This window comes from Pseudomonas capeferrum (genome assembly GCF_000731675.1).
GTDB classification, from domain to species: Bacteria; Pseudomonadota; Gammaproteobacteria; order Pseudomonadales; family Pseudomonadaceae; genus Aquipseudomonas; species Aquipseudomonas capeferrum.
On record NZ_JMIT01000003.1, the window covers coordinates 460,741 to 477,255 of the forward strand.

Genomic DNA, 16,515 nt, shown 5'->3' on the forward strand with positions numbered 1-16,515 from the left:
TCAATCGAACGGGATGATGCCGCTCGCCTGCTCCAGGGTCAGCTTGCCGCGGTGTACACGAACGCTCGCGGCAGCTTCTTCGCGTCCACTCATACGGCGCTGGCTCCAGGTTTTCAGGTGGCCCTGGGTAAAGTCCCGGGCAAGCGCATCAGCTGAGCGCATATGAAAATGCGCCACCCACAATGGCCGCCCCGACGTTGCTCCAGGTTGCGCCAGACGCATGATCTTGTACTCATCGAAGGTGCTGCCATTGCTCATGACTTGCCTGGGGCTGACATATTCCACCTTGAGCAAGCGTTGCTCATGCAAGAACCGCAATGCTTCAGCGCTGGGGTAGTGTGTATTGGTGTAAAGCGTGGTCAGCTTGAGGTTCTTCTCCGCTCGAAGCCGGTCCGAGGCCGCTTCCAGGCTTTTTATCAAGGCGGGGTTTGCGCCCTCCTCACCCAGCGATGTCGCCGCGCGGCCGAGCTTGTCTATCTGGCGTTCGAACAACCGCGCCAGCCGAGGGCCCTTGAGGTCGTTGTCGATGTACGCTTGCGCCTTGAGGCTCAGCTCGTCGTTTTCGTCCAGCAGGGTCTGCACGCGCATAGCTGTATCAACGGGCTCTGCCTGCGATTCGAGCGGAACCTGCTCAGCCACACGCTCTCGCCACTGGCCATGCTCCCAGTCGAAAATGGCCAGTACGACGCCGCTGAAAGGTTCACGCACCTCAAGCACTTTTTGCCCGTCGTCATCGCGCTCGGTACCGATGAGTGTTTGCCCCTCGGCGTTTCGCACTACCCGTTGCGGCTCGCTCGAAACAAGGTAGGCCGCCCGCTTCGGCGGCACGTTTGCGCCTTCCTGTTCTTTGATGGCCTCGACCAGGCGACGACCGGCATCGAGCTTCAGTTTTTCCAGCTGGGTGCGGTACCGGTCGGTCATCGAGACTTCGACCAGCGCCCCACCATCACTGCGAATGCGTGCGCTGTTGACCAACGCCTCGGCATACTCGTCCCACGCTTCCTGAAGGATGACAACGCGGTCTTCCACCGGCAGGTTGGCGAAATCGAGCTCGCCATGAGCGCCGGCCGCATTGCGCAAGGCAGCCCCGGTAAGCTCCTCCCTGAACCGGGCTACTTTGCGCTGGCCGGTGGTGACGTCCAGGTGCAGCGCCAGATTCGCTAGGTTCATCGCCTGATGGAAACGGAACTGCACTGTGCTGAATTTGCGCAGGGCAATGAGTGAGTCAACGGTGCGACTGTGCATTTCAATGGGGCTGCTGATTACCAGATCGCCAGGCGCACCCGGCAACAGCTCGTCCAGGCGCTCGTAGGCGGCGAGTATGCGGTCTTGAAGGCCCACTACATATTCGAGTCTACGACGCAATGCTCGATAGGGCTCGAGCACCTGCAGCAGCGGCTGCCCATCGAGCCTGGCTTGCATGCGATCCAGCCCTGGGTAATCCGCCAGGTTCCACAACTCATTGAGGATGAAATCGCTGTTACGGATCTGATTGATCAGAACAGTGCGCCGCTGCTGTGAAATGACCTCTTCCCAACCGCTCCGAGCGCTGGCGAACTTGGGTTCGAACAGGGTTTCAAGAACACTTTGTATGGCTGTGTCACTTTGAACAGCCTCTTCGAGGTACCCGACCGCCTCTTCGCGCTTACTGACGATTTGTGCCTCCCACTCAGCGATACGCACAGCGTACTGACCGATGAGAGCTTGGGACGCTTCCCGCTCACCGTCACTGACAGCGGCGTCCACCCTGGCCTGTGCCCTTGCGCGCAAGGTCTTGAGCTGGGTGAGTTTGTGTTGCAGTTCCGTGATTTCAGTTCCAACCGTTCCAAACTGCGCCGTCGCACTGTTCACCTTGCCATTGAGGTTGTCGGCAAACTCCCTCAGTTTATCAAAGCGCCGGGCCAGTTGCGCTCGCGTGTCGCCCCGCCTCATTCCGCCAACCAGGCGTAACGCAGTATCCACTCGCCAAACACCCAGCGTACAGGCCAGCCCTGGCCCATACCCGCCTTTAGAGTCGATCACTCGCACACCGTCCGGGCCCACTTCAACGGGGTAAGCATCGCCCCCCATGGCCGCGTAGAGTCTCCCTTGGACTCGATACAAACCTTCAGCATCGCCACTTGCCTGCAAGTTCGACTCATCCAGTGCTATGTCCACCCGCATGGCCCGCAGCGCCTGCCGCTGCGCAGGCGGCAGCCAGTTGAACCCGTGGTTGCCGCGCCAGCTCAAGTCAAGCTGACGCCCAGGCAGCGCTGCCAGCGCGCCAATCGCCGCTTCGGCTTCAGTGGCAGGCGCCACCGACACTTCGGCAAATGCCCCGCGTTGCGCGGCAGGGCCTTCGAACTGGTCTGCGCCGGGGGGCTGCCCGGCCACACCAAGCTGCAGACTGGGTTGCCGCGCATGCAGCAACACCATCCCCAGGTTCAGCAGCAAGTCAGCGATGGCGGCGGAGCGGTCGAATTCCCCACCCTGCTCGAGGGCCAGCAGGTCGTTTTCCAGCGACGTCAGCAGTTGTACCAGCCACGCCACGCTGGCCACCGGGCCGCGCAGCGCCAGGGTGGCCAGGTCAAACAGCAGCCAAGCGCCCTGGCACAGGGTTTGCCAACGGCGCTCTGCATTGGAGGTGGATTGCATGTCAGCCAACTCGACGAGCAGGTCGCGGTTGGCGTTGTAGAGTTTGTCGTCGATATCGCTGCCCCACAGCTGCGGATCGATGACGGGTGGCTCAGGCTTCTCAGGCAGGCTGAAAGGGTCCGGCCCCAGACTCGTGACATGTGGTTCGCGGAACCCACCATGGTCATAGATAGAGCGAACCTGGGGGTCCAGCCAATCCAGAATGCTCACTTGCAACAAGGGGGACTGTTGGATGTGCTCCAGCAACGCCGCCAGGCTTGCGTATTCCCGCAGGGTGTCCTGCCTGTACAAAGGGCGATAGAACAGCACCCGCGACGGCTCGACGCAGAACAGCAAATACATGCCACGCACGTTGTCATGTTGCCCAGAGTGAGGCTGGCGCCTGAATGCCAGCGGCATCAGGACCATGCGCGGGGTTTGCGGGTCGACATGGCCAGCGCAGAAATCAACCACACACTGCAAGCCGGCATCCGTGAGCTTGCCCTCAAGCTTGCTGGTCAGCGCGCTGAACCGCAGGGCGCTGCGCCATTCCCGGCCAAATCGCCTGACGCGCTGTGCACGCTGCAGCGGGTCGTCCAGTTGGCGGGCAACGTACGCCGGGTAATTGCCACCGATATCGACCTGGCTCACCAACTGATTGGCTGCGTCGGCATCCAGCCAGGCAGGTACGTCTGCACCGTTGGCGCACCGGATACGCAGCACCGAGGCACCCCCGAGTGCACCGAGGTTGCCGATGGCGAATTCGGTGAGGGTCTTCTCGCCTTCGAGTACCACCGGCTCGCCGCCCCCTGTGCCCGTTCCGGCGCCACCCGGTACCCCACGGGCCACGAAGAACTGCAATATCAGATCGTCCGGGGATGTGTGATCGGCGTGGGCCAGGCGCATCTGCTCGCTCAGCCGCTGACGGGTGTAGTCGGCCAGGCCCTGGATGCCATCCAAGGCTGGGATACTCTCAGCGTCGAGCTGGTCGAGCGCAAGCTGCAGCAAGCCCGCGTGATAAGCCAGGCTGTCATCACCGTCGCTCAGCGACAAGCCAGGCGGAGGCTCGACCGCCGGGGTATCGTCGGGGTAACGGTCGAACCACTGTGCGGGGTCGCTCATCTGAGCAAACAGCCGCTCAAGTGCCGCGACATCGGCCAACTGCCCATAGCGCACCCTGTCGACCTGAGTGAACAGCGTCTCGAGCAGCAGCCCGACTTGCTGAGCGAATACATTGCCCTCGACCGGGTAGCGTTGCCATGACAGGCCATCGAAGCTGTAGCGCTGTGCAAGCTCGTCACGCAGGGCAAGGGCGAACGCGGCCAAGGATGGAAAACCTCGCACATTGCCAGAAGGGGCGCACCACAACACGACCTGCCGTTCGTCCCATTCGCCGGTGATCAGCAGATGGCACAGCGTCTCATCCCAATACCCGGAGCCCGTCGTCAGCCGGGTTTGCACGAAGCTCACCGCCGGTTGGTCACGACCGCCCCGTATCAGGTCACGGACGCAGGCTTGCTCTTGCGCATCCAGGCCTTGTAACGGCAGGCCGCGCAGCAGAGCTGTTTTCAACAGCAACTGCAGCCACTCATCACGGCTTGCACCGCTGCTGCCCTGGCTGCGCCAATAGTCGAGCTGCGCCTGGCAAAAGTGCTGCGGCAGTTGTTCGATCAGGTCATTGATAGGGCCCGTCAAGCCACTGAGCTGCCGGGTGTCGAACGCGCTGTCGGAACCGGCGAACCGGTACGGATCGACCAAACCGAGGTTATGGTGGCGCCCATCGACAGGCTCCAGGTCGACCGAGTTGGTCTGGAGCATGGCCTGCAGCACCCTGTCGACCAGCGGCTCAGTGGACCAGTAAGGTGTGGAAGGATCAGGGCTGTCCAACATCAGCGCGTCGGCAGACGGCAAGGTAGGCTCGACGACTGCCAGCCACGGCAGCTCACTCAGCAACAGCGTGAGCAGTTGCTCGCTGACGACCTGACGCAGGGTCGGACGGTCGCCGAACTGCAGGGCAGCGGCGCGTTTGAAATCGAATGTCGAAGTGTCGGAACTGGACATGTCCAGGGCCTCCTGGTGGATGGACCAGAAGCCTTGCGCGAACGCCTGCGGTAGCGGTGCTACTTATTACATGCACAAAGGCAACAGGCCCTGCTTATCGGGCAGGGCCTGTTGCAACCGCATCAGCTGTACACACGCCCCAACAACTGGCGGTGGCTTTCGAACTGGTCCAGCACATCACGCACGATCTGTTCCGGGACAAAGCCCATCAGGTCGTACTCCTGGCTGCCATCATGCAGGTAGACCTCGGCACGGTAGAAGCGCTGGCGCACTTCCGGCTCACCCTCGACCGGGGCCTCGCTCGGCGCGGCCATGTAGCCGTCCAGGCTTACTTCGTAGACGAAGGGGTTGCCCTCTTCCATCATCACCCGCAGGCCCATGGTGTTGCGAGACTGGCCAACCCGGGACTCCACTTCGAAGCCCAAGGTGCGCAGCTGCTCGGCCGCTTCTTTCAAGGCCGGGCTGACCTGCTTGTCCATGAAGCGCTGTACCACCGCCTGAGTTGGCTGCAGGTCCAGCTGGGTCAGCCGCTCGCTGAAGCCGCGGCGGCCACGGGCGGCCAATTGGGCGCGCTCCTGCTCGACGGCGACGTCCTGCTTCATGGCCTTGTACAAGCCGAACATGAACAGCACCAACACCACCGAGAACGGCAGGCCGGCCAGCACCACCATGGTCTGCATGGCTTCGAAGTTGCCGGCGAACAGCAGGCCGATGGTGACCAGGGTGATGATCACCGACCAGAACACCACCATCCAGTGCGGGGCGTCTTCATCGACCTTGCCGCCTTTGCACGACAGGTTGGCCATCATCACCGCACCGGAGTCGGCCGGGGTGAGGAACAGCACGAAGCCGACGAATACCGCCACGCCGATCACGATCTTGGCCGCCGGGAAGTATTCCAGCAGTTGGTAGATCGACATCGACGGCTGTTCAAGGGCTGTCTTGCCCAGCTCCACGGCGCCCTGGTTGATCACCAGGTCCAGCGCGGTGTTGCCGAAGATCGACAGCCAGGCCAAGGTGAAGCCCAATGGGATCAGCAGCACGCCGCTGACCAGCTGGCGCACAGTGCGGCCCTTGGAGATACGGGCAATGAACATGCCGACGAACGGGCCCCAGGAAATCCACCAGGCCCAGTAGAACACGGTCCACAGGCCCAGCCAGCGCTCGGATTTACCAGCCTCGCCTTCGTAGACGTACAGGTCGAAGGTTTTCAGCACGATGCCGTTGAGGTAGTCGCCGACGTTCTGCACGAAGCCGTTGAGCAGGTGCAGGGTCTCGCCACCCAGCAGCACGAAGATCAGCAGGCCGCTGAACAGCATGATGTTCAGGTTGGACAGACGGCGGATGCCGTTCTCCACGCCCGATACCGCCGCCACGGTGGCAACGCCGGCCATCACCAGGATCACCATCAGCAGGTTGGTCTGGCTGTGCTCCATGCCGAACAGGTACTCCAGGCCCGAAGAGACCTGCATCGAACCGATACCCAGGTTGGTCACCAGGCCCAGCAAGGTGACGAACATGCCGAAGATGTCCACGGCATTGCCGGCAGCGCCCTTGACCCAACGCTCGCCGACCAGCGGGTACAGCGCCGAGCGCAGTGCCAGCGGCTGGTTGTGGCGGTAGGCGAAGTAGCCCACGGCCAGGCCGACCAGGGCGTAGATCGCCCAGCCGTGCAGGCCCCAATGCAGGAAGGTCAGCTGCAGGCCCTGGCGCGCGGCCTCGAGGCTGGCAGGGGTGCCTTCTGGCGGGTTGAAGTAGTGGTCCAGGGGCTCGGAGGCGCCGAAGTACAGCAGCGAAATACCGATACCGGACGAAAACAGCATGCCGGCCCAGGCGCCGTAGCTGAAGTCGGGCTGGTCATCCTTGCCGCCAAGCTTGAGCTTGCCGTAGTCGGAGAACGCCAGGTAGACGACGAACAGCAGGTAACCGCAGATCACCAGCATGTAGTACCAGCCGAAGGTGCGCGTCAGCCATTTCTGGGCCACGCCCAGCACTTGGCCTGCGGTTTCGGGTACAGCGATAAGCAAGGCAGTCAACGCAAGGATCAGCAGCGCCGAGGTGTAGAACACCACGCTGTTGACCCGGACCCTCTCGGCGGGGGGTTTGGTAAGGGAGGCAGAACTCATTGCACGAATGCTCCGGGCAGTACGGCTATGGAGGCTAATCAGTGTTTTCCCGAGCAATTGGTGGAATACCCCCACTGCATCAGGTGTTATAAAAGCACCCTGGAAACCGTGATCCCGAATCGAATCGTTGCAAAAAAAACAGACTCAGGCCCGCTCCAAGGGCCCTGCGCGCGGCCTTTGACCGCTCGGCAGAATCTGCATTTCGCATCGCTCATGCCCGTCAACGCCTTGTATTCCGGGGGTTACACGATTTTCCTGGGGTGTCGATTCGTGCTGCCTGGCTGCCCTCAAAGGGTGTCAATGGCACAAATTGTCGCAGAGCTTATTCTTTATTGATTGAACGTTCAATCAAAACAAAATAGACTGGCCTTCGCCGAGTCAGCCGCCCGTCGTCTGCTCGCAGGCCTGAGGAGATAGCAAGATGCCCAAGGTCGGTATGCAACCCATCCGCCGCCAGCAGTTGATCGAAGCCACCTTGTTGGCGGTCGATCAGGTCGGACTGGGGGACGCCAGCATTGCGCTGATTGCCCGGTTGGCCGGGGTGTCGAACGGCATCATCAGTCACTACTTTCGGGACAAGAACGGCCTGATCGCAGCGACGATGGGTTACATCATGAGCATGCTCAACGAAGGCGTTGCAGCGCGGCGCCAGGCACTGACGGACGACAGCCCGCGTGCCCACCTGAAAGTGATCATCGAAGGTAACTTCGATGCCAGCCAGGTGAACGGCCCGGCAATGAAAACCTGGTTGGCCTTCTGGGCTTCCAGCATGCACCAGCCCGACTTGCACAGGTTGCAGCGGATCAACGATCACCGCTTGTATTCCAACCTCTGCTGTCAGTTCCGCCGCGTCCTGCCGCTTTACCATGCGCGCAAGGCAGCCCGCGGGCTGGCGGCCCTGATCGACGGCCTGTGGCTGCGAGGCGCCCTGTCGGGAGATGCTTTCGACACAGACCAGGCGATACGAATCGCTTACGAATACATGGATCTACAACTGGCTAAACAGCAGACCCTGGGCACAATCGACCAGGCCTCTGAACAACCGCGCACGGCGATTGCCAAACAGGCAGGCGCGTGACGCAGTAGCCAACCACACACTGCACTTGCGAGGACACTATGGCCCGTTTCGGAACGCAAAAACTCTACATTGATGGCGGTTATGTCGACGCTGGCAGCGATGCCACTTTCGAAGCCATCAACCCGGCTACCGGCGAAGTCCTCGCCCATGTGCAGCGCGCCACTCAGGCCGACGTCGAAAAAGCCGTCGAAAGCGCCGAACGCGGCCAGAAAGTCTGGGCAGCGATGACCGCCATGCAGCGCTCGCGCATCCTGCGCCGCGCCGTCGACATCCTGCGCGAGCGCAACGATGAGCTGGCCCAGCTGGAAACCCTGGACACCGGCAAGTCGTACTCCGAAACCCGTTACGTCGACATCGTCACCGGCGCCGACGTGCTGGAGTACTACGCAGGCCTGGTTCCGGCCATCGAAGGCGAGCAGATCCCGCTGCGTGAAAGCTCCTTCGTCTATACCCGCCGCGAGCCGCTGGGTGTGACCGTGGGTATCGGCGCCTGGAACTACCCGATCCAGATCGCCCTGTGGAAGTCCGCGCCAGCCCTGGCCGCCGGCAACGCGATGATCTTCAAGCCTTCGGAAGTCACCTCGCTGACCACCCTGAAACTGGCCGAGATCTACACCGCAGCGGGCCTGCCTGACGGCGTGTTCAACGTCCTGACCGGCAGCGGCCGCGAAGTCGGCACCTGGCTGACCGAACACCCGCGCATCGAAAAAGTTTCCTTCACCGGCGGCACCACCACCGGCAAGAAAGTCATGGCCAGCGCCTCGAGCTCGTCGCTCAAGGAAGTCACCATGGAACTGGGCGGCAAGTCGCCACTGATCATCTGCGCCGACGCCGACCTGGACAAGGCCGCCGACATCGCCATGATGGCCAACTTCTACAGCTCCGGTCAGGTGTGCACCAACGGCACCCGCGTGTTCATCCCTGCCCCGATGAAAGCCGCCTTCGAAGCCAAGATCGCCGAGCGCGTTGCCCGCATCCGTGTAGGTAACCCGGAAGACGAGAACACCAACTTCGGCCCGCTGGTCAGCTTCCAGCACATGGAAAGCGTGCTGGGCTACATCGCCAAGGGTAAAGAGCAAGGTGCCCGCGTGCTGTGTGGCGGTGAGCGTCTGACCGAGGGTGATTTCGCCAAGGGCGCTTTCGTCGCTCCGACCGTGTTCACCGATTGCACCGACGACATGACCATCGTCAAGGAAGAAATCTTCGGCCCAGTGATGAGCATCCTCAGCTACGAGACCGAAGAAGAAGTCATCCGCCGCGCCAACGACACCGAATACGGCCTTGCCGCTGGCGTGTGCACCAACGACATCACCCGTGCCCACCGCATCATCCACAAGCTCGAAGCCGGCATCTGCTGGATCAACGCCTGGGGTGAATCGCCGGCCGAAATGCCGGTCGGTGGCTACAAGCAGTCGGGCGTTGGCCGTGAAAACGGCGTCAGCTCGCTGGCTCAATACACTCGCATCAAGTCGGTCCAGGTCGAGCTGGGCGGCTACAACTCGGTTTTCTAAACCCTGTCTAGCCACGCCCGTGCCGCCGTGCACGGGCGTCCCCGCTCCCTGATCACCGCCAAACGAGGGTACTTTCATGTCCCAAGAATTCGATTACATCATCGTCGGCGCAGGTTCGGCCGGTAACACCCTGGCCACGCGCCTGACCGAAGACGCCAGCGTCACCGTGCTGCTGCTCGAAGCCGGTGGCCCCGACTACCGCTTCGACTTCCGCACCCAGATGCCGGCCGCCTTGGCGTTCCCGCTGCAGGGCCGTCGCTACAACTGGGCGTACGAGACCGACCCGGAGCCGCACATGGACGGCCGCCGCATGGAATGTGGCCGCGGCAAGGGCCTGGGTGGCTCCTCGCTGATCAACGGCATGTGCTACATCCGCGGCAACGCCATGGACTTCGACGGCTGGGCTGAACTGCCAGGCCTTGAGGACTGGACGTACCTGGACTGCCTGCCGTACTTCCGCAAGGCAGAAACTCGCGATATCGGCCCTAACGACTACCACGGCGGCGAAGGCCCGGTCAGCGTCGCCACGCCCAAGGCTGGCAACAACCCGCTGTTCCACGCCATGGTCGAGGCCGGCGTGCAGGCCGGTTACCCGCGCACCGAAGACCTCAACGGCTATCAGCAGGAAGGCTTCGGCCCGATGGACCGTTCGGTGACCAAGAACGGCCGCCGCTCCAGCACCGCCCGCGGCTACCTGGACCAGGCCAAGAAGCGCCCGAACCTGACCATCGTTACCCACGCCCTGAGCGACCGCATCCTGTTCGACGGCAAGCGCGCCGTTGGCGTGACCTACCTGGTCGGCGACAGCGAAGAGCGCGTCGAAGCCCGCGCCCGCAAGGAAGTCATCGTCAGCTCCGGCGCCATCGCCTCGCCGCAACTGCTGCAGCGCTCTGGTGTTGGCCCGCGCGCCCTGCTGGAAAGCCTCGACATCCCGGTGGTGCACGACCTGCCGGGCGTCGGCGAAAACCTGCAGGACCACCTTGAGCTGTACCTGCAGTACGCCTGCACCCAACCGGTGTCGCTGTACCCGTCGCTGCTGTGGTGGAACCAGCCGGCCATTGGTGCCGAGTGGCTGTTCAACGGCACCGGCATCGGCGCCAGCAACCAGTTCGAGGCCGGTGGTTTCATCCGTACCCGTCCTGAGTTCAAATGGCCGAACATCCAGTACCACTTCCTGCCGGTAGCGATCAATTACAACGGCTCCAACGGCGTCAAGGAACATGGCTTCCAGGCGCACATGGGTTCGATGCGCTCGCCAAGCCGTGGCCGCATCCAGGCCAAGTCGAAAGACCCACGCCAGCACCCGAGCATCCTGTTCAACTACATGGCCACCGAGCAGGACTGGCAGGAATTCCGTGACGGCATCCGCCTGACCCGCGAAATCATGGCCCAGCCGGCGCTGGACCCATACCGTGGTCGCGAGATCAGCCCGGGCGCGCACGTGCAGACGGACGAAGAGCTGGACACGTTCATCCGCGAGCACGCCGAAACCGCCTTCCACCCGTCCTGCTCGTGCAAGATGGGCACCGACGACATGGCGGTGGTCGATGGCGAAGGCCGCGTGCACGGCATGCAGGGCCTGCGTGTGGTCGATGCGTCGATCATGCCGATCATCATCACCGGCAACCTCAACGCCACCACGATCATGATCGCCGAGAAAATCTCGGACAAGATCCGCAACCGCAAGCCATTGGCGCGCAGCACTGCCAAGTACTACGTGGCTAACGGTGCGCCGGTCAAAGGCAAGCCGATGCGTGAAGTGAAGCAGGGCTGACCTGCACTGGCCTCTTCGCGGGGCAAGCCCGCTCCCACAGGAACCACCTATCCCTGTGGGAGCGGGCTTGCCCCGCGAAGAGGCCCACCCTGGCAGTACAAGAAAAGGCACCCACCGCGGTGCCTTTTCTACATCTGCAGAAACGCTTTACATGCTGCCAATTCATCAGGTTAGAATCGATTGGCACGCGACCTGCTAGTCATCAACGCTATCGAGTCTTCTTCCCCGCGTTTCCCGGAGTACTGCCTTTGGATGCCAGCACCATCAACAGCCTGTTTCTGATCGGCGCTTTGCTGGTGGGTGCAAGTATCCTGGTCAGTTCACTGTCGTCACGCCTGGGTATCCCTATTCTGGTCATCATCCTCGCCGTCGGCATGGTCGCAGGCGTGGACGGTGGCGGCATCATCTTCAACAACTACCCGACCGCGTACCTGGTGGGCAACCTGGCCCTGGCGGTGATCCTGCTCGACGGCGGCTTGCGCACGCGTGTGGCCAGTTTCCGCGTGGCGTTGTGGCCGGCCTTGTCGCTGGCCACCGTCGGCGTGATGATCACCACCGCCCTCACCGGCCTGGTCGCGGCCTGGCTGTTCGACCTGAGCCTGATCCAGGGCCTGTTGATCGGCGCCATCGTCGGCTCCACCGACGCCGCAGCAGTGTTCTCGCTGCTGGGTGGCAAAGGGCTGAACGAACGGGTCACGGCCACGCTGGAGATCGAGTCGGGCAGCAACGACCCGATGGCGGTGTTCCTCACCGTCACCCTGATCGAGATGATTGCCAGCGGCCAGACCGGCCTGCACTGGAGCCTGCTGGGCCACCTGCTGCGCGAGTTCGGTATCGGCGGCCTGCTGGGCCTGGGCGGCGGCTGGCTGATGCTGCAGTTGGTCAACCGCATCAACCTGGCCGGCGGCTTGTACCCGATTCTGGTCGTGGCCGGCGGCCTGGTGGTGTTCTCGCTGACCAACGCCCTGCATGGTAGCGGCTTCCTTGCCGTGTACCTGTGCGGCCTGGTGCTGGGCAACAAGCCGATCCGCAGCCGCCATGGCATCCTGCACATGCTCGACGGCATGGCCTGGCTGGCGCAGATCGGCATGTTCCTGGTGCTGGGCCTGCTGGTCACACCCCACGACCTGCTACCCATCGCCTTGCCCGCCTTGGGCCTGGCCCTGTGGATGATCCTGATCGCCCGGCCGCTGTCGGTGGTTGCCGCACTGCTGCCGTTCAAGGCCTTCCACGGTCGCGAAAAGGGCTTCATTTCCTGGGTCGGCCTGCGCGGTGCGGTACCGATCATTCTGGCGGTGTTCCCGCTGATGGCCGGGCTGCCGGATGCACAGCTGTTCTTCAACCTGGCGTTCTTCATCGTGCTGGTGTCACTGCTGGTGCAGGGCACCAGCCTGCCGTGGATGGCCAAGCTGCTGAAGGTCACCGTACCGCCAGACCCTGCGCCCATCTCACGCTCTGCGCTGGAAGTGCACATCACCAGCGAGTGGGAGCTGTTCGTCTACCGCCTGGGGGCGGAAAAATGGTGCATCGGCGCTGCCCTGCGCGAGCTGAAGATGCCTGAGGGCACCCGTATCGCCGCGCTGTTCCGTGGCGAGCAACTGCTGCACCCATCGGGCAGTACCGTGCTGGAAGTCGGCGACATGCTTTGCGTGATCGGCCACGAACATAACTTGCCCGCGCTGGGCAAGCTGTTCAGCCAGGCGCCGCAACGTGGCCTGGACCTGCGCTTCTTCGGCGACTTCGTGCTTGAAGGCGATGCCGAACTCGGCGCCGTGGCGGCGCTTTATGGCCTGAAACTTGACGGCCTGGACGCGAAAATGCCGCTGGCGCAGTTCATCCGACAGAAGGTCGGAGGCGCTCCAGTAGTAGGCGACCAGGTCGAATGGCATGGCACGATCTGGACCGTGGCGACCATGGACGGGAACAATGTGCAGAAAGTGGGCGTCAGATTCCCCGAAGGAACGCGACCCGGACCAGGATTGTTCCTCTAAACTGCGATTCTGCCCCGATCCACAATGTAGTCTGCCTATGTCCCTGCGCGTGTACCTTCGCACAGCCCTACTCGGGTTGTGCCTGTCCTTCTCGTTCGCGGCCACCGCGAACGCCGCGGCCGAAGCGCCGACCACTGCCAGCATCCAGCACAGCCTCGACAAGATTGCCGAGCGCAAGCTGCCCGAGGCCGATCAAAAGGCCCTGCAGCAGGTGCTGGAGCAAACCCTGAGCCTGCTTGCCAGCAAGGAAGACAGCGAGAAGAAGCTGGCCGCGCTCAAGCAACAGTTGGCCGGCGCGCCGAAAGAAACCAACGACAGCCAGAAAGAACTGGCCAGGCTCAAGGACAGCAAGCCGCAACCGGTCGCCCAGCGCTACGCCACCCTCACGGTGCCGCAGCTTGAGCAACTGCTCAGCGAGCGCAGCACCCTGCAGGGTGAGCTGCAAAAGGCGCTGTCCGAAGCCAACAGCCTGATCATCAATTCCCAGACCCGCCCAGAGCGCGCCCAAGCCGAGATCAGCAACAGCCAGGCCCGCACCCAGCAGATCAACAACAACCTCAAGTCGGGCAAGGACAACGGCAAGGCGCTCAACGCCGACCAACGCAACCAGCTCAACGCCGAGCTGGCCTCGCTCAACGCGTTGACCCTGCTGCGCCGTCAGGAGCTGGCCGGCAACAGCCTGCTGCAAGACCTTGGCAGTGCCCGACACGACCTGCTGATCGAGCGCGCGGCGCGCCTGGAGCAGGAAATCCAGGACCTGCAAACGCTGATCAACGACAAGCGCCTGGCCCAGTCCCAGGAGGCCGTCACCCAGCAGTCGATCGAAGCCCAGAAGGCCGGCGGCAGCAGCCTGCTGGCCAGCGAAAGCACGATCAACCTCAAACTTTCCGACTACCTGCTCAAAAGCACCGATCGCCTCAACGAACTGACCCAGCAGAACCTGCGCACCAAGCAGCAGCTCGACAGCCTGACCCAGGCCGACCAGGCGCTGGACGAGCAGATCAACGTGCTCAAGGGCAGCCTGCTGCTGTCCAAGATCCTCTACAAGCAGAAGCAGACCCTGCCGCACCTGAAGGTCGACCGCGACCTGGCCGACCAGATCGCCGACACCCGCCTGTACCAGTTCGAGATCAACCAGCAGCGCGAGCAGATGAGCAGCCCGGTCACCTATGTCGACAAGCTGCTGGCCAACCAACCGCCGGAAGACGTCACCCCGCCACTGCGCAAAGCGCTGCTGGAAGTGGCGATCACCCGCAGCGACCTGCTGGAGCGCCTCAACCGCGAACTCTCGGCCCTGCTCAACGAATCGATCACCCTGCAGCTCAACCAGAAGCAATTGCTGGGCACCGCCCAAGGCCTGCGCACCACCCTCGACGAGCAGATGTTCTGGATCCCCAGCAACAAGCCGCTGGACTGGGACTGGCTGCGCTACGTCCCTGAGCGGTTCGCCGACCAGGTCGCCAGCCTGCCCTGGGGCTCGGGCATCAAGGAACTGGCCGACGGCCTCAGCCAGCGGCCGTTGCTGTTCCTGCCGCTGCTGCTGGTGATCGGCGGCCTGCTGTGGCGGCGCAAGTACCTGTATCAACGGCTCGGCAAGGTGCACCAGGACATCGGCCACTTCCGCCGGGACAGCCAGTGGCACACGCCCCAGGCGATCCTGATCAATATCCTCCTGGCGATGCCGGTGAGCCTGGGCCTGGCGCTGTGCAGCTATGCCTTGCAGATCGACGCCCGCGGGCAGAATGCCAACCTGGGCGCCGCCCTCTGGCAACTGGCCCAGGCCTGGCTGGTGTTCTACACCGCCTACCGCATCCTGGCGCCTGGCGGCGTGGCGGAAATCCACTTCCGCTGGCACAAGCCCCAGGTCGAGTTCCTGCGCGGTTGGGTGCGCAGGCTTGGCACTGTGGTGCTGGCACTGGTCGGCGTGGTGGCGGTGGCCGAACATCAACCTTCGGCGCTGGCTGATGACGTGCTCGGCATCGGCGTAGTGCTGACCTGCTACGCGCTGATGGCCTGGCTGCTCAGCCGCCTGCTGCTGAGCAGCCCGGCGCATCGCGACACCTCGCTGTTCCGCCGGGCGGTCGGGGTGGCGTTCACGGCCCTGCCCATCGCCTTGTTCGTAGCGGTGTGCTTCGGTTACTACTACACCGCCCTCAAGCTCACCGACCGGCTGATCTACACCCTCTACCTGCTGATGTTCTGGCTGGTGATCGAGGCCGCCTTTGTCCGTGGCCTGTCTGTGGCCGCGCGGCGCCTGGCCTACCAGCGCGCCCTGAGCAAACGTGCAGCGGCCAAGGAAGGGCTGGATGGCGAAGTGATCACCGAAGAGCCGACGCTGGACATCGAACAGGTCAACCAGCAGTCGCTGCGCCTTATCCGCCTGGCCTTGCTCGGCGGCTTCATCGCCGGCCTGTACTGGGTATGGTCGGACCTGATCTCGGTGTTCGCCTACCTCAACAACTTCACCTTGTACGAATACACCAGCGGCACCGGCGCGGCCGCCAGCATGGTGCCGATCAGCCTCGGCGACCTGCTTGGCGCGCTGGTGATCGTCGGCATCACCTTCGCCCTGGCCGGTAACTTGCCAGGTTTGCTGGAGGTGCTGGTGCTGTCGCGCCTGAACCTGGCCCAGGGCAGCGCCTACGCCACCACCACGCTGCTGTCGTATACCATCGTCGGTATCGGCATCGTCAGCACCCTGTCGACCCTGGGGGTCAGCTGGGACAAGCTGCAATGGCTGGTGGCGGCGCTGTCGGTCGGCCTGGGCTTCGGCATGCAGGAGATCTTCGCCAACTTCATCTCCGGCATCATGATCCTGTTCGAGCGCCCGGTGCGCATCGGCGACACCATCACCATCGGCAACCTGTCCGGCACGGTGAGCAAGATCCGCATCCGCGCCACCACCATCACCGACTTCGACCGCAAGGACATCATCGTCCCCAACAAGACCTTCATCACCGGCCAGTTGATCAACTGGTCGCTGACCGACACGGTTACCCGGGTGACGCTGAAACTGGGCATCGACTACGGCTCCGACCTGGACCTGGTGCGCGACCTGCTGCTCAAGGGCGCCCACGAGAACCCAAGGGTGCTCAAGGACCCAGAGCCGATCGTGTACTTCCTGAACTTCGGCGAAAGCTCGCTGGACCACGAACTGCGCATGCACGTGCGTGACCTGGGGGACCGCAACCCGACCCTGGACGAGATCAACCGCTACATCAACCGCGAGTTCAAGGCGCACAACATCAAGATCTCGGTGCGCCAGGTCGAGGTGTTCCTGATGGACACGAAGGGCGGCAAGCAGCAGCTGGTGCCCGTGGAACAGCCGAAATCGGATGGCACTGCGCAGGCCTGAGTGGGC

Annotated in this window: 7 protein-coding genes; 5 read left to right on the top strand and 2 right to left on the bottom strand. The window is 63.1% G+C overall.

Annotated features, from left to right (window positions below; genetic code table 11):
* Both PC358_RS19725 and PC358_RS19730 read right to left on the bottom strand, forming a co-directional pair.
* The gene (locus PC358_RS19725) at window positions 1-4,674 is read right to left on the bottom strand and encodes a dermonecrotic toxin domain-containing protein (protein ID WP_033701978.1); all 4,674 of its coding nucleotides are present in this window, start codon (window positions 4,672-4,674) and stop codon (window positions 1-3) included.
* Between the two features lie 122 nt (window positions 4,675-4,796).
* On the bottom strand, window positions 4,797-6,800 hold the full coding sequence (locus PC358_RS19730) for a BCCT family transporter (RefSeq protein ID WP_033701979.1): 2,004 nt from the start codon (window positions 6,798-6,800) through the stop codon (window positions 4,797-4,799).
* Between the two features lie 421 nt (window positions 6,801-7,221).
* Between PC358_RS19730 and betI the strand changes: the two genes are divergently transcribed.
* The 5 genes from betI (at window position 7,222) to mscK (ending at window position 16,509) form a co-directional block, all read left to right on the top strand.
* Entirely contained in the window at window positions 7,222-7,878 is a 657-nt protein-coding gene (betI, locus tag PC358_RS19735; RefSeq protein ID WP_033701981.1) for a transcriptional regulator BetI, read from the top strand.
* 38 nt (window positions 7,879-7,916) lie between these two features.
* Entirely contained in the window at window positions 7,917-9,389 is a 1,473-nt protein-coding gene (betB, locus tag PC358_RS19740; protein WP_033701984.1) for a betaine-aldehyde dehydrogenase, read from the top strand.
* Window positions 9,390-9,465: 76 nt separating this feature from the next.
* On the top strand, window positions 9,466-11,163 hold the full coding sequence (gene betA, locus PC358_RS19745) for a choline dehydrogenase (RefSeq protein ID WP_033701985.1): 1,698 nt from the start codon (window positions 9,466-9,468) through the stop codon (window positions 11,161-11,163).
* A gap of 248 nt (window positions 11,164-11,411) precedes the next feature.
* Complete coding sequence (locus PC358_RS19750; RefSeq protein WP_033701986.1) at window positions 11,412-13,154, top strand: potassium/proton antiporter; 1,743 nt, start codon at window positions 11,412-11,414, stop codon at window positions 13,152-13,154.
* Between the two features lie 37 nt (window positions 13,155-13,191).
* The gene (gene mscK, locus PC358_RS19755) at window positions 13,192-16,509 is read left to right on the top strand and encodes a mechanosensitive channel MscK (RefSeq protein ID WP_033701988.1); all 3,318 of its coding nucleotides are present in this window, start codon (window positions 13,192-13,194) and stop codon (window positions 16,507-16,509) included.
* Window positions 16,510-16,515 lie beyond the last annotated feature (6 nt).

Bases quoted from the DNA above. Each gene is read 5' to 3' on its own strand.
- PC358_RS19725 (WP_033701978.1), bottom strand. From the start codon at position 4,674: ATGTCCAGTTCCGACACTTCGACATTCGATTTCAAACGCGCCGCTGCC.
- PC358_RS19730 (WP_033701979.1), bottom strand. From the start codon at position 6,800: ATGAGTTCTGCCTCCCTTACCAAACCCCCCGCCGAGAGGGTCCGGGTC.
- betI (WP_033701981.1), top strand. From the start codon at position 7,222: ATGCCCAAGGTCGGTATGCAACCCATCCGCCGCCAGCAGTTGATCGAA.
- betB (WP_033701984.1), top strand. From the start codon at position 7,917: ATGGCCCGTTTCGGAACGCAAAAACTCTACATTGATGGCGGTTATGTC.
- betA (WP_033701985.1), top strand. From the start codon at position 9,466: ATGTCCCAAGAATTCGATTACATCATCGTCGGCGCAGGTTCGGCCGGT.
- mscK (WP_033701988.1), top strand. From the start codon at position 13,192: ATGTCCCTGCGCGTGTACCTTCGCACAGCCCTACTCGGGTTGTGCCTG.